Origin of the sequence: Streptomyces fuscichromogenes (assembly GCF_014645815.1) — a bacterium.
Taxonomy (GTDB): Bacteria; Actinomycetota; Actinomycetes; order Streptomycetales; family Streptomycetaceae; genus Streptomyces; species Streptomyces fuscichromogenes.
This window is the reverse complement of record NZ_BMML01000024.1, coordinates 183,875-202,769: the sequence shown is the minus strand read 5'-3', so window position 1 is coordinate 202,769 and position 18,895 is coordinate 183,875. Positions and strand designations below refer to the sequence as shown.

Here is an 18,895-nt window from a genome sequence, read left to right as displayed (position 1 = left end):
CGTGAGCTCCCGGACTTCACCTGGGAGAAGACGGACCGCGTGGACGCCCTGCGCAAGGCCGCGGGGGCCTGACATGCGGATCGCCGTCGCGGGTTCCATCGCCACCGACCACCTGATGACCTTTCCCGGGCGCATCGCCGACCAGCTGCTCGCCGACCGTCTGGACCGCGTCTCGCTGTCCTTCCTGGTCGACACCCTGGAGATCAGGGACGGCGGGGTGGCCGCCAACATCGCCTACGGGCTCGCCCGCCTCGGGCACCGGCCCCTGCTCGTGGGAGCGGTGGGTGCGGACTTCCACGACAACGGGGCCCGGCTGGCGGGCCTCGGTGTCGACATCTCCGGCGTACATGTCTCCGCCACCCGTCACACCGCCCGCTTCCTGTGCACCAGCGACCCGCACGGCAACCAGCTCGCCTCGTTCTACCCCGGTGCGATGACCGAGGCGTCCGCCATCGACCTCGTGGCGGTCGTCCGTCGCCACGGCGGAGCCGACTTGGTGCTCGTCGGAGCCGACGACCCGGCGGCGATGCTCCGGCACACACGGGCCTGCCGCGAACGGGGCATCCCCTTCGCCGCCGACCCCTCCCAGCAACTGGCCCGGCTGGACGGCGCCGCCATCGGGGAACTGGTGGCAGGCGCGGACCACTTGTTCACCAACGAGTACGAACGCGGGCTCCTGCTCGCCAAGACGGGCTGGACCGAGGCGGAGGTGCTGCGCCGGACCGGTACCTGGGTGACCACCCTGGGCGAGAAGGGCTGCCGTATCGACCGGGCCGGCCGCCCGTGCCTGCGCGTCCCCGCGGTGACGGCCACCCGGGTGGTGGACCCCACCGGGGTGGGGGACGCCTTCCGCGCGGGCTATCTCATGGCCCTGGCGGACGGCCTGGACCCGGAGCGATGTGCACGGCAGGGCGCTGCTCTGGCCGTACGGGCCCTGGCGGTGGTGGGCACCCAGACGTACCAGGTCACCCCGGGCGACTTGCCCGCGCTGCGCGCGGCGGCTCCCGGCCAGGACGCGGCCGCCCCGGTTCGCCCGCCTTCCGAGGCGGGCTGCCCATGACCACCGCCGCCGTGTCCACCGCACGGGCCCGCCTCGGCCGCGCGCGCCGCACCTACGGCCGGACGCGGCGCGGCGACGGCTGGTCGGGTGCCGCCGGGCCGGAAGCCCGGGTGGAACTCGCCGCCCCAGGCGCCGGCCGCGAAGGGGGGCTCCGTGGCATCTCCATGGCATCTCCGCTCATGACGCTGACACGCCGGTGACGACGTTGCGGCGGCGCGGCGGCACCGCGCACCCGGCGTGACCGCCCGGCGTTACCGCTCGACGTAACGGCCCTGCGCGATCGCCCGGTGTGACCGCGCTGCGCGACTGCCTGGCGTGACCGCTCGGCGTGACTGCCCTGCGCGATCGCCCGGCGTGACCGCGCCCCCGGCGCCCGCCCCGGGTGTCCGCCGCCGCGGGCCTGACCGTCACCGGCGTTCAGAGGTTCCCGTACCCGGTGGCCCTCGGTACCGGTGGACGGCGCCCGGTCGTCACCCCGACTCGCGGAGTCGTAGTTCCGCTCCCACCGTCAGTTCGTCGGTGTGCAGCGGGCCGCTGCCGGTCAGCAGGCGGGCCGCCTGTTCCACGGTGAGCGCGCCGAGGCGGCGGGTGTCGAGGGCCACCGTGGTCAGCGGGGGGTCGACGAGCGTGCCCAGCTGCAGACCGTCGAAGCCGATCACGGCGAGGTCCCGGGGGACCTGCCGGCCGGACCGGCGGGCGGCGCGCAGTGCTCCTATGGCGATGATGTCGTTGAACGTGAACACGGCGGTGGTCTCGGGATGCCGGCCGAGGAGTTCGCGCAGCGCGCTCTCGCCGCCCTCGACGCTCTGGTCGGCGTGGGCCACGGAGCCGGAGTCCAGTCCGCACGCGGACATCGCGGCGTCGAACCAGCGGTGCCGGATGCTGGGTTCGGACCGTTCGGCGTGGTCGAGCATGCCGATGTGCCGGTGTCCCGCCGCGGTCAGATGCCGGATCGCCGCGTGCACGCCGCTCTCGCCGTCGATCCGGATCGAGCTGAACCGCTGGGTGCGGTGCTCGCGGTCGATGAGCACCACGGGCAGTCCCCGGGTCAGCTTGTCGATCTCGTCCTCGGGCAGGCTGAGGTAGCCCACGACGGCGTCGACCTGGGAGGCGATCACCTCCAGCGTGCCCCGCTCCTCCTCGGTCCGGTCGCCGGTGTCGTACACGACGACGTGCCAGCCACGGTCCCGGGCCGCCTCCAGCGCGGCCGCGGCGACCTCGGTGAAGAACGGGTTGAGCAGGTCGGGGATCACCAGTCCGACGCTGACGGTGTCCTGCCGGACCAGTCCCCGGGCGAACCGGCTGGGCCGGTAACCGAGCGCCTGGGCGGTGTCCAGCACGCGCTGCTTGGTGGAGGCGCCGATCTCGCCCTTGTCGTTGAGCGCCCGTGACACGGTCTGCCGGGACACGCCCGCGGCCTCGGCCACATCGTCGATCGTGACCCTGCGGGGTCCGGTCCCCGACGACGCCATCACTCACCTCCGCGCAATTGCCGACGCGCCAGCGTCGCAGGGACACCGAGTATGCCCCGATGCGTAGAAACCTTGACACTCCGGGGTTCGGAAGCACACACTCCCAATCGCTTGCCGTTACCGCTCCCGTGAGCGCTCACGGTATCGCTCACGGAACCCTGATTCCAACCAGCGGGGGCGCTGCCACCCCCTCTTCGAGAAAGTTGTGACGCTGTGCCCTCCGCTCTCTCCGCGTACGTATCGGACCCCACCCCCTGGCACGGCGCCCTGCGTCCGGCACGCTCCTGGCTGCACTCCGACGCCCCGTCCCGCTCGCTGAACGGCTCCTGGCGCTTCCGGCTGTCGCCCACGGCGGCCGTCGCCGCGGAGTTCAGCGCCGAGGACTTCGACGACCGGGGCTGGGACAGCATCCCGGTGCCCGCCCACTGGGTGCTGGAGGGCGACGGCGCCCACGGCCGGCCGGCCTACACGAACATCCAGTTCCCGTTCCCGATCGACCCCCCGCACGTCCCCGACGAGAACCCCACCGGTGACTACCGCCGCCACTTCGATGTCCCCGCCGAGTGGTCGGACGCCGAGCGGGTCGTGCTGCGGTTCGACGGCGTCGAGTCGCTGTTCCGGGTCTGGGTGAACGGCGTCGAGATCGGCACCGCGAGCGGCAGCCGGCTGGCCCACGAGTTCGACGTGACCGCCGCGGTCCGCCCCGGGGACAACGTCGTCGCCGTACGGGTGCACCAGTGGTCGGCGGCCAGCTACCTGGAGGACCAGGACCAGTGGTGGCTGCCCGGCATCTTCCGGGACGTCACCCTGCTCGCCCGGCCGGCCGGGGGCATCGAGGACGTCTGGCTGCGCACCGGCTACGACGGCGGGCGCGGCCGCGTCGAGACCGAGGTCACCGCCGGCGCGGCCGCCTTCCCGGTCACCCTGCGCATCCCCGAACTGGGCGTGGAGCGGGTCTGGGAGACGGCCGCCGACGTGGCGCCCGTCGACGTCCCGGAGGTGGCGCCGTGGTCGGCCGAGCAGCCCCGGCTGTACGACGTGACCGTCTCGTCGGCCGCCGAGAGCATCGCCCTGCGCATCGGTTTCCGCACCGTCGAGATCCGCGGCGACCGGTTCCTCGTCAACGGCCGCCGGGTCGTCTTCCACGGCATGAACCGGCACGAGGCACACCCCGAGCGCGGCCGGGTCTTCGACGAGGCGCACGCCCGCGCGGACCTGGCCCGGATGAAGCGGTTCAACGTGAACGCCATCCGCACCAGCCACTACCCGCCGCACCCCCGGCTGCTCGACCTCGCCGACGAGCTCGGCTTCTGGGTCGTCCTGGAGTGCGACCTGGAGACCCACGGCTTCGACAAGGTCGGCTGGGCGGGCAACCCGACCGACGACCCGGCCTGGCGCGCGGCCTGCCTGGACCGCATCGAGCGCACCGTGGAGCGGGACAAGAACCACCCCGGCGTCGTCATGTGGTCGCTCGGCAACGAGGCCGGCACCGGGGCCAACCTCGCCGCCATGTCCGCCTGGGTGCACGCCCGCGACCCCGAGCGCCCCGTCCACTACGAGGGCGACCACACCGGCGACTACACCGACGTGTACTCCCGGATGTACTCGACCGTGCCGGAGACCGAGCAGATCGGCACCGACGGCTCCACCGCCCCGCTGCTGGGCTGCACCCCCGCCCAGGGCGCCCGGCAGCGCACCAGGCCGTTCCTGCTCTGCGAGTACGCCCACGCCATGGGCAACGGCCCCGGCGCCCTCGACCAGTACGAGGAACTCGTCCACCGCCACCCGCGGCTGCACGGCGGCTTCGTCTGGGAGTGGCGCGACCACGGCATCCTGGCCACCGCCCCCGACGGGACGCCGTACCACGCCTACGGCGGCGACTTCGGGGAGGTCGTGCACGACGGCAACTTCGTGATGGACGGCATGGTGCTCAGCGACGACGTGCCGACGCCCGGCCTGTACGAGTTCAAGGCGGTCGTCCAGCCGGTCAGGTTCGCCTTCGACGGCGACCAGCTCGACATCACCAACCTGCGGCACTCGGCCGACACCTCCGACCTGCGCTTTTGCTGGCGCGTCGAGTTCGACGGCGTCCCCGTGGAGGCGGGGGAGCTGGACACCCCGCCGCTCGCGGCGGGCGAGTCGGGACGGGTGCCGCTGCCCGCGATCGCGGTGGCCGCGGACGCCGAGACCTGGCTGACGGTCGAGGCGGTGCTGGCCACGGACACCGCCTGGGCCCCCGCGGGCCACCAGGTCGCCACCGCCCAGCTGGACCGCTCGGTACGGCGGCCGGTGCCCCCCGTCCGGCCCCGCTCCGGCTGGCGGCCGGGCGAGGGGACACTCACCCTCGGCATCGCCGAGTTCACCGGCGGCTCCCTCACCCGGCTCGCCGGGCGGGCCGTGACCGGCCCGCGGCTGGAGCTGTTCCGCGCCCCGACCGACAACGACGAGGGCACGGCCGACCGGCTGGAGGGCAGCGACGCCAGCGCCGAGGGGATCTCCAGCGCCGAGCTGTGGCGCCGGGACGGACTCGACCGCCTCGTCGCACGGCGGATCGGCGTGGAGCACGCGACGGACGCCCTGCGCACCGTCGACCGGGTCTCCGCCGCGGACTCCGCGCTCTCGGTGACCGTGGAGTCGGTCTGGTCGATCGAGGACGGCGAGCTGGAACTGCGCGTCGAGATCGAGCCCGCGCGCGGCTGGCCGACGGTGTGGCCGCGGATCGGGGTGCACTTCGGACTCCCCGACGGGGCGGCCCCCGTGGACGGCGCCGACTGGTTCGGAACGGGCCCGCTGGAGTCCTACCCCGACAGCCTCCGGGCGGCCCGCACCAGCCGCTTCTCGGCCACCGTGAACGACCTGTCGGTCGACTACGCGCGCCCCCAGGAGACCGGGCACCGCTCCCGGTTCCGCCGCCTCACCCTGACCAGCGGCGGCACCGGGGCCCTGCGCATCGACGCCCTCCCCGACACCCGGGGACGGCGCCCCGGCTTCACCCTCGCCCGCCACACCCCGCAGCAACTCGCCCGCGCCGCCCACCCCTTCGAACTCCCGGAGTCCACCACGAGCCACCTCTTCGTCGACGCCGCCCAGCACGGCCTCGGCTCCCGCGCCTGCGGACCGGACGTGTGGCCGGAGTTCGCGCTGCGCCCCGAGGCCCGCACGATCAGGCTGCGCATCACGGCCGGCGACTGAGCGACAAGGCGCCGGACGACCGGATCCGACAGTCCGACAGCTCTTTCACAGTCCGCACCCACGCGTCTCACGGCCGGGAGGTGGACGGTCACCGGCCATGAAGTTATCCACCGGTACCCCACGGATCCTGGTCGTGGACGACGAGAAGGACCTGACCGACCTGCTGGTCACGGTGTTGCGGGCGGAGGGCTGGCGGACCGAGCCGGCACCGGACGGCACGACGGCTCTGCGCGCGGTCCGCGGCTTCCGGCCCGACGCCGTGGTCCTGGACCGCGGGCTGCCCGACCTGGAGGGCCTGGAGGTGCTGCGGCGGCTCCGGGCCTACCGGCCGGACCTGCCCGTGCTGTTCCTCACCGCCCGGGAGAGCGTCGAGGACCGGGTCGCCGGCCTGTGCGCGGGCGCCGACGACTACGTGCCCAAGCCGTTCGACCTCGACGAGGTCGTGGTGCGGCTGCGTGCCCTGCTGCGCCGCTGCGACGCGGCAGGGGCGGGCGGTTCGCTGCTGGCCGTCGGCGACCTGACACTCGACGAGGAGACCCGGCAGGTGCACCGGGGAGGCGCCCAGGTCCGCCTCACCGCCCGGGAGTTCGAGCTGCTGCGCTACCTGATGCGGCACACCGGCCGGGTCCTCGGCCGGGCGGAGCTCCTCGACAACGTCTGGGCCGACGAGGCCGACCGGCACCTGAACATCGTCGAGAGCTACGTCAGCTATCTGCGCCGCAAGATCGAGCGCGACCGTTCCGTCCTCATCCACACAGTGCGCGGCGTCGGCTACCTGATGAAGCCCGCCGCGCCGAAGCGATGAGACGCGGCCCGCGCAGGCCGCGCAGCCTGCGCTCCCGGATGATCATCTCCAGCAGTCTGCTGCTGGCCGCGCTCTCCGTCGTGATCATCGCCATCACCGGGCTGACCATGCGCACCTACCTGATGACCGGCCTGGACCAGCGCCTGGACGCCCTCGCCGAGCACTCGTCGGCCGCCCGCGGCCAGATCGGCGCCCCGACCAGCGGACTGCCCTACCTCAGGGCGTTCGGGGTCCCGGCCGGCACCATCGGCGTCTCCGTGGCCGGCCGGCACGACGCGGCCACGGTCCGCCACGCGGCGGTCGCGGACGGGACCGGGAGGCTGACCGCCCCGACCGCCGGGCAGCGCCGGATCCTCGCCACGGTCGAGGCCGACGGCCACCGCCACACCCTGGACCTGCCCGGCCGCGGCACCTACCGGGTCAAGGCCGTGCGCGCCGACACCCCGAACACCGAGATCACCGTCGTCACCGCGCTGTCGGTGCGGCCGGTGAACCAGATGCTCGGCCGGCTGCTGGCCGCCGAGTCGGCGATCGCGGCCGCCGCCCTCGCCGTCGCCGCGCTGACCGCGGCCACCGTGATCGGCCGTCAGCTGCGGCCCCTGCAACGGGTCGCCGCCACCGCCACCCGCATCTCCCGCGAACCCCTCGGCCACGGCGCGGTCCGCGCCCTGGAACGCGTCCCGGAGGCCGACTGCGCCACCGAGACCGGCCGGCTCGCCGAGGCCGTCAACCGGCTGCTCGGCCATGTCGAGGACGCCCTCGCCGACCGCTACGCCACCGAACTGCGCATGCGGGACTTCCTCGCCGACGCCGGCCACGAACTGCGCACGCCGCTCGCCTCCGTCGCCGGCCACCTCCAACTGGTGCGCCGCGCACCGAAGTCGGCGGCCCCGCAGGCCGAGTACGCGCTGGGCCGCATGGAGTCGGGCATCGGCCGGATGCGCACCCTCGTCGACGACCTGCTGCTCCTCGCCCGTCTGGACACCGGCCGACCGCTGGCCCACGAGGAGGTGGGGCTCGGCCCGCTGCTCGCCGAGGCGGTGGCCGACGCCCGCGCCGCCGGGCCGGACCACCGCTGGGAGTTCCTGATGCCGGGCAACCTGGTGCTGGTCGAGGGCGACCCGGACCGCCTCCACCAGGTCGTCGCCAACCTCCTGGCCAACGCCCGCGCCCACACCCCGGCCGGCACCAAGGTCACCGTCACCGTCCGGACCACGGACGACCAGGCGCTGATCCGCGTCGCCGACGACGGTCCCGGCATCCCGCCCGACCTGCTGCCCCGCATCTTCGAACGGTTCGCCCGCGGCGACGCCTCCCGCTCCCGCGCCACCGGCAGCAGCGGCCTCGGCCTCGCGATCGTCGCCGCCGTCACCGCCGCCCACGGCGGCTCCGCCGAGGCCAGCAGCCAACCGGGCCGCACGGTCTTCACCGTACGACTACCGCTCTGCACCGCCTACGCCGGCGAGGTGAACCCGCCCCGGAAACCCATGAGACGTGAACTCCCCTTCGGGTAGCGGAGGTTGGCCGAGCCAGTCACGAGGGACGGGAGGACGTCGTACGAGCGAGGTCTGGCGGACCGGCGCACCTGGCCGTCACCGCCCCCGGCGGCGATCGAGCCCACCCCGCGAAGCCCCCGCGGGCAGACGGGGGTCTCACCGGAGCGTCCCGTCAGGGGCGCGGGGAACTGCGCGACCAGCCCCCACGCACCCGCGGTCGAACGACCACGGCCCCTCCGGCAGAGCTCAGCCCGCCACCGTCGGCTCCGTCACCCACCCCGCCGCCAGGATCAGCCGCGTCTCGCGGTGCACGGCGAGGAAGCCGAACGGCCGGTCGAAGGTCGCCCGCACCACCGTGGACTCGTGGCGGTGCTGCGGCGGGCCGCCGCCCGGCGCCGCCACCACCGCCGTCACCGCGGCGGCCCGGAATCCCAGCGGACCGAACTCGGCGACCGCGGACTGCCCGGCCGCCCCGATGGCGAGCGGCGCGGCGCTGATCCCGGGGAAGTGCCCCTCGCGGGCGTCCGCGGCCGTGGAGAGCCCGAACAGCCCGTGGAGCTGGAGCAGATCGTGGTCGGCGCGGACCGTGAAGCCGGGGGTGGTCACATCGAGCCGGATCGGGTCCGGGGCCTCACACGGCTGCCGTTCCACGACCACACCCGGCCCGGCGGGCCCGTAGGGGAGCTGTCCGCCGGTCGTCACCGGCAGGGCGCGCTCCAGGACGCCGATGCCCGTGTGCAGCACCTGCCCGGGAGCCATCCCCTCCGTGCCGAGCACCAGGTGCACGTCGAGCCCGTTGTCCCCGAGGACCTTGAGCGTGGTGACGGAGCCGTCCGGTCCCGCCGCCACGCCTATCCGGTCCAGGCGGACGCTGCTGCGCCGCAGACCGGCCAGCGTACGGCCCTGCCAGGGCCCGGAGCCGGGCCGCAGCACGGTCTCCCGGAACGGGTGCTGCCAGTCCGTGCGCAGCGCCAGCGCGGTCGCCAGCAGCATCCGGGCGCCCTCGGCCGGCTGGACCGGCATCCGCTCCACCAGCCCCTCGGTACGCTTCGCCGCCCACGCGTCCAGCGCCTCCCGGGAGGCCGCGAGATCGTCGCCGAGCACCCCGAGCGCGTCGGCGGGCAGTCCCGCCGCCCACGGCTCGCGCAGTTCCAGCGCCCGGTCGGTCCACAGCCCCAGAGCCGCCCCGACGCCCGGCATCGAGCCGAGCCCCGTGAGTAACTCCCGGGCACCGGCGGTGGCTTGGTCGGCTTGCATCCCCACGGCCCGGGTCAGTTCGTCCCGGGCCGGGCCCGCGGCGCCGTCGGCGAGGAAGGCCAGCAGCGGCCACACGCCGGCGGCCGAGAAGACCGTGCCCTGTCTGGTCTGCCGGGCCCAGCGTGCGGTGAGCGCGTTGACGGCGCTGACGGTGTCGTTCATTCGTCGTCCTCCCATGGGTACTCGGGGAAGGGCAGGGGATCCGTGACCCAGCCCGCCGCGAGGACGAGCCGGGAGTGCCGGTGCAGGGCGAGGAAGCCGAAGGGCCGGTCGAAGGCGGCCCTGATCTCGGTGGTGACATGCCGGCGTGCGGGCCGGGGGCCGGCCCCGACCATGCCGAACGCCGTCACCGCCGCCGCCTCGAAGCCCAGCGCGCCGAACCTCGCCGTCGTGGCCTGCTCGGCCGAGCCGACGGCGAGCGGGAAGTCGCCGACCCCGGGGAAGTGGCTCCGGGTGACGTCGCTCGCCGTGGTGAGCCCGAACAGCCGGTGCAGCTCCAGCAGATCGTGGCTCGCCGTGATGTCGTACGCCGCCGTCGTCACGTCTAGCCGCGGCGGCCGCGGTCTCTCGCACCGCACCTTCTCCACGGCCAGCCCCGGTCCGGGCGCCCCGAAGGGGAGCCGGTCGCCCGGCACCACCCGGTGCGCGCCGTCCAGGGCGCCGATGCCGGCTCCCAGCACCTGCCCCGGTGTCATCCGCTCCTCGCCGAGCAGCAGATGGACGTCCAGGGCGTCGCCGCCCAGCACCTTCAGTTCGGTGACGAAGCCGTCCGGGGTGTCCGCGACGCCGATCCGGTCCAGCAGCGCGCTGGTGCGGCGCAGACCGAGCCGTTCGACTCCGGTCCAGGGCTCGTACGCGGTCGCCAGCGGCCACTCCTCGAAGGGCGCGAGCCAGCGGGTGCGCATCGCCAGCGCGCTCGCGAGGACCAGTTCGGTGTCCTCGGTGAGCCGGACCGGCATCCGGTCGACGAGCCCGCCGGTGCGGTCCGCCGCCCAGGCGTCCAGCGCCCTGCGGTCCGCCGCCGCGTCACCGGTCAGTGTCCCGTGCGCGTCGGCGGGCAGCCCCGCCGCCCAGGCCTCCCGCAGCGTCACGGTCCGCCCGGTCCACACCCCGACGGCGGTGTCCAGACCGCCGGTCCCGGCCATCCCGGCGAGCAACTCCCGTGCCGCACCCGCCGCTTCCTCCGCCGGCAGACCGAGGGCCGCCGCCAGCTCGTCCCGCGCCGCGCCCTCCGCCCCGTCCGCCAGGAAGGCCAGCAGCGGCCACACCCCGGCCGCCGAGAAGACCGTGCCGCCGTCCGCAGCGGCCGCCCAGCGCGCGGTCAGCCCGTTCACCGCGCGCACGGTCGCCTTCTCCACCCTCATTCCGCCCCCGTTCACGGCGCGCTTACGATGCGCGCAGTCGTACGTCAGTCCAGCCGTCCGTTTCCGCGCGGCCCGACGCCCCCTCAGGAGCACGGTACCGGTGTCCATACCTCCGCCCCCCGGCCCGCACCAGCCGCAAGGGCCCTACCCGCCACCCCAGTCGGGCCAGCCGCAGTACCCGCAGTACCCGCAGGGACCGTACGGGCAGCAGCCGCCGTACCCCGGGCCCTACCAGCCCTGGGGGCAGGGCTACGGCCCCTACCCCGCCCAGCCGCCCGTCAACGGGCTCGCGATCGCCTCCCTCGTGCTCGGGCTGCTGTGCTGTCTGCCGGGGGCGGGCCTGGTGCTGGGGCTGGTCGGGCTCGGCCAGATCCGCAGGCGGGGCGAGCGCGGCAAGGCCATGGCGGTCACCGGGTCGGTGTTCTCCGGGCTCGGGCTGGCCCTGTGGGTGCTGCTGCTGGCCTCCGGCGGGGCGGGCGAGTTCTGGGACGGCGTCAAGGAGGGCGTGAACGAGAGCTCCAGTCTCTCGCTGTCCACCGGCGACTGCTTCGACACCCCGGACGGCGAGCTCACCGGCGACCTGGTCTCCGACGTCACCGTCGTGGACTGCGGGAAGGCGCACGACGGCGAGGTCTTCGCCACCTACCGGCTCAAGGGCTCGTCCTACCCGGGCGACAACGGTGTCGGCGACTCCGCGGACCAGCGCTGCTACGCCCTGGAGGACGGCTACGCGATGGACGGTTGGGCGATCCCCGGCGACGTCGACGTGTACTACTTCACGCCCAGCGAGGACAGCTGGCGGTACGGCGACCGGGAGGTCGCCTGCGTCTTCGGCAACACGACCGAGGGCCGGACCCTGTCGGGCTCGCTGCGCAACGACGAGAGCGTGCTCGACGCCGACCAGGTCGCCTACCTCGACGCCGCGCACGTCCTCGACTCGGCCCTCGGCACCGCCCCCGACGCGCAGTACGTCGAGGACGACCTGCCCGGCTACCGGCGGTGGGCGGGCCGGATGACCACCGCCCTCGGCAGGCAGACCACGATGCTGCGCGCGCACGGCTGGGACCCGGACACCGAGAAGCCGGTCAACGACCTGGTCGCGGGGCTCGGCCGGGCTAGGGCGGAGTGGGCGAAGGCCGCCAAGGCCACGGACGCGGACACGTACTACACCCACTACGAAAAGGGCTGGGCGCTGCTCGACCCGCAGCGGTCCGTCACCACGCGCAAGGCTCTGGGCCTCGCCACGACCCCGCCCGGGGACGGCGACGAGGGCGGCGGCTCCGGCCGCGGAGGAAGCGGCTCCGGCGTCGAGGTGTGATCGCGGCTATAACGGGGAGAAAGTGCCTGCGTAAAGCCTCCCTGCGCCGTATGTCATCACATCGAGTGATTCTCTGGCCTTTGCTTGCACCGCTCAACCCACGGTTGCCACGCTGTTGCTGTCTGTACAACCTGATGGGAGCGGCCAGTGACTTTCGGTGAGCAGCCGGCGTATCTGCGTGTCGCGGGTGATCTCCGCAAGAAGATCGTCGACGGTTCGCTGCCGCCTCACACCCGGCTGCCCTCCCAGGCCCGCATCCGCCAGGAGTACGGCGTCTCGGACACCGTCGCCCTGGAGGCCCGCAAGGTGCTGATGGCCGAGGGGCTGGTCGAGGGCCGCTCCGGCTCCGGGACCTATGTGCGCGAGCGGCCCGTGCCCCGGCGGGTGGCCCGCTCCGGGTTCCGCCCGGTCGGCGGCGCCACCCCGTTCCGGCAGGAGCAGTCCGACGCGGCCGCGCGCGGCACCTGGGAGTCCAGCAGCGAGCAGGCCGAGGCCGGCGCCGCGATCGCCGACCGGCTCGGCATCCACCTCGGCGACCGCGTGATGCGCACCCGGTACCTGTTCCGGGACGCGGGCGATCCGATGATGCTCTCCACCTCCTGGGAGCCCCTCGCCGTTACCGGCCGCACCCCCGTGATGCTGCCCGAGGAGGGCCCGCTCGGCGGGATGGGCGTGGTCGAGCGGATGCGCGCCATCGACGTCGTCGTGGACAACGTCACCGAGGAGGTGGGCGCCCGCCCCGGCCTCGCCGAGGAGTTGCTCACCCTGGGCGGGGTCCCGGGCCATGTCGTCCTGGTGATCCAGCGGACGTACTACGCCTCGGGCCGCCCGGTGGAGACGGCGGACGTCGTCATCCCGGCCGACCGCTACCGGGCGTCCTACCATCTGCCGGTGAAGTAGCGCGGGGTACCACCTCGCCGTGAAGTAGCGCACACCCTTGCGGTGGTTGACGTCTCCACCACCCCGGTCCGGACCTGTGGCCGAACGCCGGAATCCGGCCGTTCTCCCAGGTGGACCCGGCTCTCCCCGGTATGCCCGCGACCCGAAGTGCGGGGCGCGCGAGCGGCGCGTTCGTTATCGTGCGCCCCCACCGTTCTGGCTGGTTGCGTACCTCTTTGTGAAAAGGCGTATTCGCTGCGTAAAGGTTAGGCGTACGCTCGGGCATATGCGGAGTGCGGTTTCCTTAGCGGGGCGGGGATGGACGGGAGCCGGGAGATGCGGAGGGGCGCGATGACGGAAGGCACGGTCTCTCTCCCCTGGCTCGTCATACGGCAGGACGACAACGGCAATCGCTACCGCGTCGGCCGGTACGCGACCCGGGCCGAGGCGCAGAAGATCGCCGACAGTCTCGACGACCGCGGCCACAAGCAGCTCTACTGGGTCGAGCGCATCGGCCACGCCAACGGCAACGGGGACGGCGGTACCCGTAACTGAGCCTCCCGTAGGCTCCGGCCCATGAGCGAACGGATCGTGGTGGTCGGAGCCGCCCTGCTCGACGCCGGCCGCCTCCTCGCGGCCCGCCGCAGCGCACCCCCCGACCTGGCCGGCCGCTGGGAGCTCCCGGGCGGCAAGGTCGAGCCCGGCGAGACCCCCGAGCGCGCCCTGGTGCGCGAACTGCGCGAGGAGTTGGGCGTCGAGACGCGGACGCTGACGCGGGTGCCGGGGGAGTGGCCGCTGAAGGAGCCGTACGTCCTGCACGTCTGGACCGCCCGCCTGCACCCCGCCTCGCCCGCCCCCGAGCCGCTCCAGGACCACGACGAACTGCGCTGGCTGGCACCGGCGGAGCTCTGGACGGTCCCCTGGCTGGACCAGGACGTACCGGCGGTGCGCGCGGTGGCCGCCCTGGTGGGACACGGGGCGTAGCCCCGGCGAACAGGGGCGCGGGGGCGCGACAAGCCACCACGCATCCGCAGCCGCCCCACAACCGCACCTCCCGAGCTCGTAGGCGCACGGCCCCCGGCGTAAGCCGTTCGCACCACAGTGCGCCTTCTTCCGCGGTACTGCCCCCTGGTAATCGGGTATGTGCCCATTAACCCCGCGAAACCGGACAGGGGTCGGCCGGCAGCCAGGTGAACGACTGGGAAGTGATCGGTGTGATCGACACCGAAGGTGACACCGCCGAGTGGACCTTTCCCGCGGAACCGGGCGCCGTGCGCACCGCCCGTACCGCGGTCCGTGACCAACTGCGCGGGTGGGGCCTCGACACCCTCGCCGACATCACCGCCCTGCTGGTCAGCGAGCTGGTCACCAACTCGCTGCGGCATGCCACGGGCCCCATCGGCGTCCGCCTGGTGCGGCCCGCCGGCCTCGGCGACACGCTCCGCGTCGAGGTCTCCGACCCGCTTCCGGACCCGCCCCGCGAACGCGCCGTCGGCCCCGACGACGAGAACGGCCGCGGTCTGCAACTCGTCGCGGGCTCCTCGCGCAGCTGGGGCACCCGGCCCGGGGACAACGGCAAGACGGTCTGGTTCGAACTCGCCGTACCCGGGTGAGCGGGATACGGGGGGTGTACACGCGGTGCTGCGCCGTCCACCCGCGGGAGTGGCTGATCAACACGTGCCGGAGTACGTGATTCGACGGCGTGTTCCCTGGTTAGAAGACTGGAAGTGTTGTCACGGTGCGGTCCGGAAATCGTCGGGACCGTGCTGTGATCGTGAACACCGTGTCAGGCGGCGCCGTAGTGCTGGATACTGCGGGCAGCCGCATCCGGTGACCGGTGCCGGGCGCGGTGAGCTGGAGGGGACGGTTCGCGTGAGCGAGATACCAGCTAAGGCCACGGAGTCCGAGGACCCGTCGGACGGCGCGAGGGCGGGGACCGCGGAGCCAGCCGCGGCGGCCCCTGGCGACGCCATGTGGCAGAGCAGCCCGCCCGGCTCGATCTACGACTACATCAAGGTCGCCTCGTTCGCCATCGGCGCCGGCGGCCTGGTGGAGCAGTGGAGCCTGCGTGCCGAGCAGATCTTCGGCGTCCCCGCCGAGCGCGCCGTCGGCATGGACCCCATCGAGGCGTTCATAGACCCGGACCTGCGCGAGCGCGGCCAGCGGAAGATGGCCGAGATCCTGGACGGGCGGGAGTGGACCGGCGTGGTGCCGTTCCGGATGCCCGGCCCGGCGGACGGCGGGCGCGGCGAGGAGGGCATCGCCGAGGTCTACGTCATGCCCACCCGCACCGCCGAGGGCGAGAACGCGGCCGTGTGCATCGTGGTCGACGTCCGTACCCTGCGCAGCATCGAGACCGACCTCGCGGCCTCGCAGTCGATATTCGGTCAATCTCCCTTCGGGTTCCTGCTGATCGACACCGACCTGCGGATCCGCCGCGCCAACGTGCGCTTCTCCTCCATCTTCGGCGGCACCCCCGACGACCACCGCGGCAAGGACGTTCACGACTATCTGCCGCGCTCCGAGGCCGAGCGGGTCGCGGCCACCCTGCGCCGGGTCCTGGAGACCGGCAACTCCATCACGGACATGCACGTCACCGGCTTCGTGCCGGGCTCCGAGGAGCGCCGGCACTGGTCCATCAACCTGTACCGGGTGCACAGCGGCACCGGCCGGCCCATCGGCATCGCCTGGCTCGGCCTCGACATCACCGCCCGCCGCGCCGCCGCCCGCGAGGCCGCCGCAGCCCGGCGCAACCTCGCCCTCCTCAACGAGGCCGGTGCCCGCATCGGCAACTCCCTCGACCTGGAGACCACCGCCCGCGAACTCCTCGACGTGGTCGTGCCCGGCTTCTGCGACCTGGCCACCGTCGACCTCTACCAGGGCCTGCTGGCCGGCGACGAGACCCCGCCCGGACTCGCCGACGGCAGCGCCGAACTGCGCCGGGTCGCCTTCGCCAGCGCGGTCTCCGACGCCCCCTTCGTGGGCGGCGGCGTGCCGGTCGCCGTCGGCGCCGTCCACCACTACCCCTTCAACTCCCCGTGCGCGGACGCCCTGCGCACCGCCCGCCCGCAGTACGTGCCGGCCGCGGAGGGCGGCGGCCTCGTCCAGTCCACCCTGGCCGTGCCGATGGTCGCCCACGACACGGTCGTCGGCCTCGCCCAGTTCGCCCGCACCAAGGGCAGCGAGCCGTTCGGCGAGCGGGACCGGGAGCTGGCGGTCGAGCTGGCGGCCCGCGCGGCCGTCTGCATCGACAACGCGCGCCTGTACCGCCGCGAACACGAACGCGCGTTGATACTGCAACGGTCCCTGCTGCCGCCCGGCGACCCGGAGGCCTCCGGGCTGGACATCGCCTGCCGCTACCTGCCCGGCAACGCGGCGACCGAGGTCGGCGGCGACTGGTTCGACGTCATCGAACTCCCCGGCCACCGCACGGCGCTGGTCGTCGGCGACGTGATGGGCCGGGGACTGCGCGCGGCGGTCGCGATGGGCGAACTCCGCACGGCGGTCCGCACGCTGGCCCTGCTCGACCTCGAACCCGCCGAGGTCCTCTCCGCGCTGGACGAGATCGCCCGCGGTCTCGGCACCCCCGGCGGGGTCCAGCAGGCCACCCGCACGGCCCGCCAGCCCCGCGACGCCGACCTCTCCGAGGTCTACCTCGCGACCTGCGTGTACGCCGTCTACGACTCCGTCACCAGGCGCATCACCTTCGCCAACGCCGGCCATCTGCCGCCGGTCCTGGTCGAACCCGGCGAGGACGCCCTGATGCTCGACGTCCCGCCCGGCATGCCGCTCGGCGTCGGCGGCGAGCCCTTCGAGGAGGTCGAGGTGGACCTCCCCGAGGGCTCTCTCCTCGCCCTCTACACCGACGGCCTGGTCGAGTCCCGCGACCATCCCCTCGACGAGGGCCTGCAAGCCTTCGTCGGCGCCCTCACCGACCCCTCCCAGCCCCTGGAGGACGTCTGCGACCACGTCCTCAACACCCTCGACACGCACCACGGCGAGGACGACATCGCGTTGCTGATGGCACGTGTCCAGGGGCTGCCGGCCGAGTCGGTCGGCGACTGGGCGCTGCCGCGCGAGCCGCGCAGCGTGGGCCGCGCCCGTGAGTACGCGCGCGGCCAGCTGGTCACCTGGGGTCTGGAGCCGCTGGTCGACACGACGGAGCTGCTGGTCAGCGAGCTGGTCACGAACGCCCTGCGGTACGGCGAGGGCGAGATAAGGCTCCGCCTCCTGCTCGACCGGACCCTGGTCTGCGAGGTGTGGGACTCGGGCCTGGTCCAGCCGAGGCGCCGCCGGGCGCGGGACACCGACGAGGGCGGGCGCGGACTGCAACTGGTCGGTCTGCTCAGCGCGGCGTGGGGCTCACGCCGGACACCGCGGGGCAAGACGGTGTGGTTCGAACTCCCGCTCCCGGACGGCGAGACGGGGCTGACCGACCCTGCGGAGGCGCTGCTCAGCCTGTTCTGAGGGCCGCCGTTGTACGGTGCGGCGCCGCGGGGGTTGCTCGCGCAGTTCCCCGCGCCCCTTCAGGGGCGCGGGGAACTGCGCGAGAAGCCCCACCGGCCCGCAGCCGCCCGGCGACCCGACCCGGCACCCCCTGACGCGCTACCCCAGCCTCCCCCTGCTCTCCGGCCCCCCGAACGCCACCACCGGCCCCCCGTCGGCCTCCTCCCCCAGCAGCACACCGCCGAGCACCGCCCCCGCCACGCCGATCCCCTGCGCGGCCTCCCCGGCGAACGGATTCCCGTGCGCCCGCACATCCCGCTCCGCCAGCTCCCGAGCCTTCCGCGCGAGCCTGTCGGCGTCGGCGGGCGCAGCCCGCCTCGCCCCCGCCAGCAACGCCCGCGCCTCCGCCCCCACCGCCGCCCGATGCGTCCCGACGAAGTCGTCCGCCGCCCCCACCGCACTCCGCGCCACCAGCTCCGCCCCCGCCGCGATCACCCCGGACCGGCCGCCCCCCGTCCCCTCCACCGCCCGCACGACCCGGCGCAGCGCGTCCAACGGGTCGTACGGCCCCCCGGTCAGCTCCTCCCGGACGCCGGCCAGCACGGCGTCCGCATGTCCCAGCCGCGCCGGCAGCGCCCTCGCCCGCAGACCCGTCAGTTCCGCCTCCGCACCCGTGAGGGCGGCCGGCACCAGCCCCGCGGCCGTGGTCAGCTCCCGCACCAGCCGTTCCGCCCCGCCCAGCAGCACCCCGGCCTGTGCCACTGCCCCCTCGGCGGCCCGCACTTCCCGCCAGGACCGGTCATCGTCGCCCGAATCGGCGTCCTGGCGGGCCTGGTTGAGCCGTCCGGTCGCGAACACCAGCCGGTCCTTGGCCTGTTCGACGTATCCGACGACGGAGGCGACCGCGGTCACGCCGTACCGCTCACCCGCCCCGGCCAGTGCGCCCGCCACCCCTCCGGTCCGCCCCGCCAGCCGCCGGAACCGCCCCTCGGCCACCCCCAGCGCATCCCCCGCGTGCCACTCGGCGTCGAACTCGGCGGCCCCCGCGTCCAGTTGCCGCCCCGCCTCGGCGCACCGCCCGACCACCCCCACCAGTGCCTGACGCCGGCCGGCGTCGTCCCCCGGTGCCCCCTCCTCGTACCGCCGCCATATCGCGAACGCGGCCGCCAGCTCGGTCTCGGCCGCCCGCAGGGCCCGTACGACGGGCTCACCCCCGTCGACGTCTCCGAGGGCCTCCCGGCTGGTACGCACGCAGTCGTCGGCGAGGACCAGGGAGGCGCGGGCCTGCCGCTCGACGTCGACGGGCGACGGAGTCGGCGGGGCGGGAGAGAGGATCGCCGGCGTGGTGCGGGAGCGGGCCCGCCGTGTCCGGCGTACGTATCCGTAGCCGCCGAGGGCGCCGGCCGCGGCGACGGCGACGAGCGGCAGGACGTAGTCCGTGGCCGAACCCCCGTCCGCCGTCGGGGCCGCGGCGACCGTCTCGCCCCGCGCCACGGGAACCGGCTCCTGAGCTGTGCTCGTCATCACCGGCAACACCAGCCAGACCACCCCGGCCACCCCGCCCAGCACCGCGTGCCCCACCCGCACACCTATGTGCCCGGTGGCA

Annotated in this window: 15 protein-coding genes; 11 read left to right on the top strand and 4 right to left on the bottom strand. The window is 74.2% G+C overall.

Going from position 1 to position 18,895, the window contains the following annotated elements; genetic code table 11:
- Positions 1-73 precede the first annotated feature (73 nt).
- Positions 74-1,060 carry a carbohydrate kinase family protein gene (locus IEZ11_RS38970; protein WP_189267748.1) on the top strand — a complete coding sequence of 329 codons (987 nt, stop codon included), beginning with the start codon at positions 74-76 and terminating at the stop codon, positions 1,058-1,060.
- On the top strand, positions 1,057-1,260 hold the full coding sequence (locus IEZ11_RS38965; RefSeq protein WP_189267747.1) for a hypothetical protein: 204 nt from the start codon (positions 1,057-1,059) through the stop codon (positions 1,258-1,260). The genes IEZ11_RS38970 and IEZ11_RS38965 overlap by 4 nt, the downstream gene beginning before the upstream one ends.
- Before the next feature lie 270 nt (positions 1,261-1,530).
- On the opposite strand, the gene IEZ11_RS38960 is transcribed toward IEZ11_RS38965, so the two are convergent.
- Entirely contained in the window at positions 1,531-2,532 is a 1,002-nt protein-coding gene (locus IEZ11_RS38960; protein ID WP_189267746.1) for a LacI family DNA-binding transcriptional regulator, read from the bottom strand.
- Positions 2,533-2,745: 213 nt separating this feature from the next.
- Here IEZ11_RS38960 and IEZ11_RS38955 point away from each other — a divergent pair, with 213 nt between their 5' ends.
- The 3 genes from IEZ11_RS38955 (at position 2,746) to IEZ11_RS52085 (ending at position 8,043) form a co-directional block, all read left to right on the top strand.
- Positions 2,746-5,724, top strand: a complete 2,979-nt coding sequence (locus IEZ11_RS38955) for a glycoside hydrolase family 2 TIM barrel-domain containing protein (RefSeq protein WP_189267745.1) — start codon at positions 2,746-2,748, stop codon at positions 5,722-5,724.
- A gap of 97 nt (positions 5,725-5,821) precedes the next feature.
- Positions 5,822-6,529 carry a response regulator transcription factor gene (locus IEZ11_RS38950; RefSeq protein WP_189267744.1) on the top strand — a complete coding sequence of 236 codons (708 nt, stop codon included), beginning with the start codon at positions 5,822-5,824 and terminating at the stop codon, positions 6,527-6,529.
- Positions 6,530-6,567: 38 nt separating this feature from the next.
- Complete coding sequence (locus IEZ11_RS52085) at positions 6,568-8,043, top strand: sensor histidine kinase (protein WP_268239951.1); 1,476 nt, start codon at positions 6,568-6,570, stop codon at positions 8,041-8,043.
- Positions 8,044-8,271: 228 nt separating this feature from the next.
- Here IEZ11_RS52085 and IEZ11_RS38940 read toward each other — a convergent pair whose 3' ends face one another.
- On the bottom strand, positions 8,272-9,444 hold the full coding sequence (locus IEZ11_RS38940) for a serpin family protein (RefSeq protein ID WP_189267742.1): 1,173 nt from the start codon (positions 9,442-9,444) through the stop codon (positions 8,272-8,274).
- Positions 9,441-10,646: a serpin family protein gene (locus IEZ11_RS38935; protein ID WP_189267741.1), complete on the bottom strand. Its 1,206-nt coding sequence runs from the start codon at positions 10,644-10,646 to the stop codon at positions 9,441-9,443. The genes IEZ11_RS38940 and IEZ11_RS38935 overlap by 4 nt, the downstream gene beginning before the upstream one ends.
- A 100-nt stretch (positions 10,647-10,746) precedes the next feature.
- Between IEZ11_RS38935 and IEZ11_RS38930 the strand changes: the two genes are divergently transcribed.
- The 6 genes from IEZ11_RS38930 (at position 10,747) to IEZ11_RS38905 (ending at position 17,310) form a co-directional block, all read left to right on the top strand.
- Positions 10,747-11,964, top strand: coding sequence for a DUF4190 domain-containing protein (locus tag IEZ11_RS38930; protein ID WP_189267740.1), 1,218 nt, complete (start codon positions 10,747-10,749; stop codon positions 11,962-11,964).
- Positions 11,965-12,111: 147 nt separating this feature from the next.
- Positions 12,112-12,864, top strand: coding sequence for a GntR family transcriptional regulator (locus tag IEZ11_RS38925; RefSeq protein WP_189267739.1), 753 nt, complete (start codon positions 12,112-12,114; stop codon positions 12,862-12,864).
- A gap of 330 nt (positions 12,865-13,194) precedes the next feature.
- Complete coding sequence (locus tag IEZ11_RS38920) at positions 13,195-13,398, top strand: SPOR domain-containing protein (protein ID WP_189267738.1); 204 nt, start codon at positions 13,195-13,197, stop codon at positions 13,396-13,398.
- 21 nt (positions 13,399-13,419) lie between these two features.
- On the top strand, positions 13,420-13,827 hold the full coding sequence (locus tag IEZ11_RS38915) for a (deoxy)nucleoside triphosphate pyrophosphohydrolase (protein WP_189267737.1): 408 nt from the start codon (positions 13,420-13,422) through the stop codon (positions 13,825-13,827).
- A 221-nt stretch (positions 13,828-14,048) separates the two neighbouring features.
- Positions 14,049-14,456, top strand: coding sequence for an ATP-binding protein (locus IEZ11_RS38910; protein ID WP_189267760.1), 408 nt, complete (start codon positions 14,049-14,051; stop codon positions 14,454-14,456).
- 259 nt (positions 14,457-14,715) lie between these two features.
- Complete coding sequence (locus IEZ11_RS38905) at positions 14,716-17,310, top strand: SpoIIE family protein phosphatase (protein ID WP_189267736.1); 2,595 nt, start codon at positions 14,716-14,718, stop codon at positions 17,308-17,310.
- Between the two features lie 138 nt (positions 17,311-17,448).
- On the opposite strand, the gene IEZ11_RS38900 is transcribed toward IEZ11_RS38905, so the two are convergent.
- The gene (locus IEZ11_RS38900; protein WP_308426578.1) at positions 17,449-18,870 is read right to left on the bottom strand and encodes a hypothetical protein; all 1,422 of its coding nucleotides are present in this window, start codon (positions 18,868-18,870) and stop codon (positions 17,449-17,451) included.
- Between the last annotated feature and the right edge of the window lie 25 nt (positions 18,871-18,895).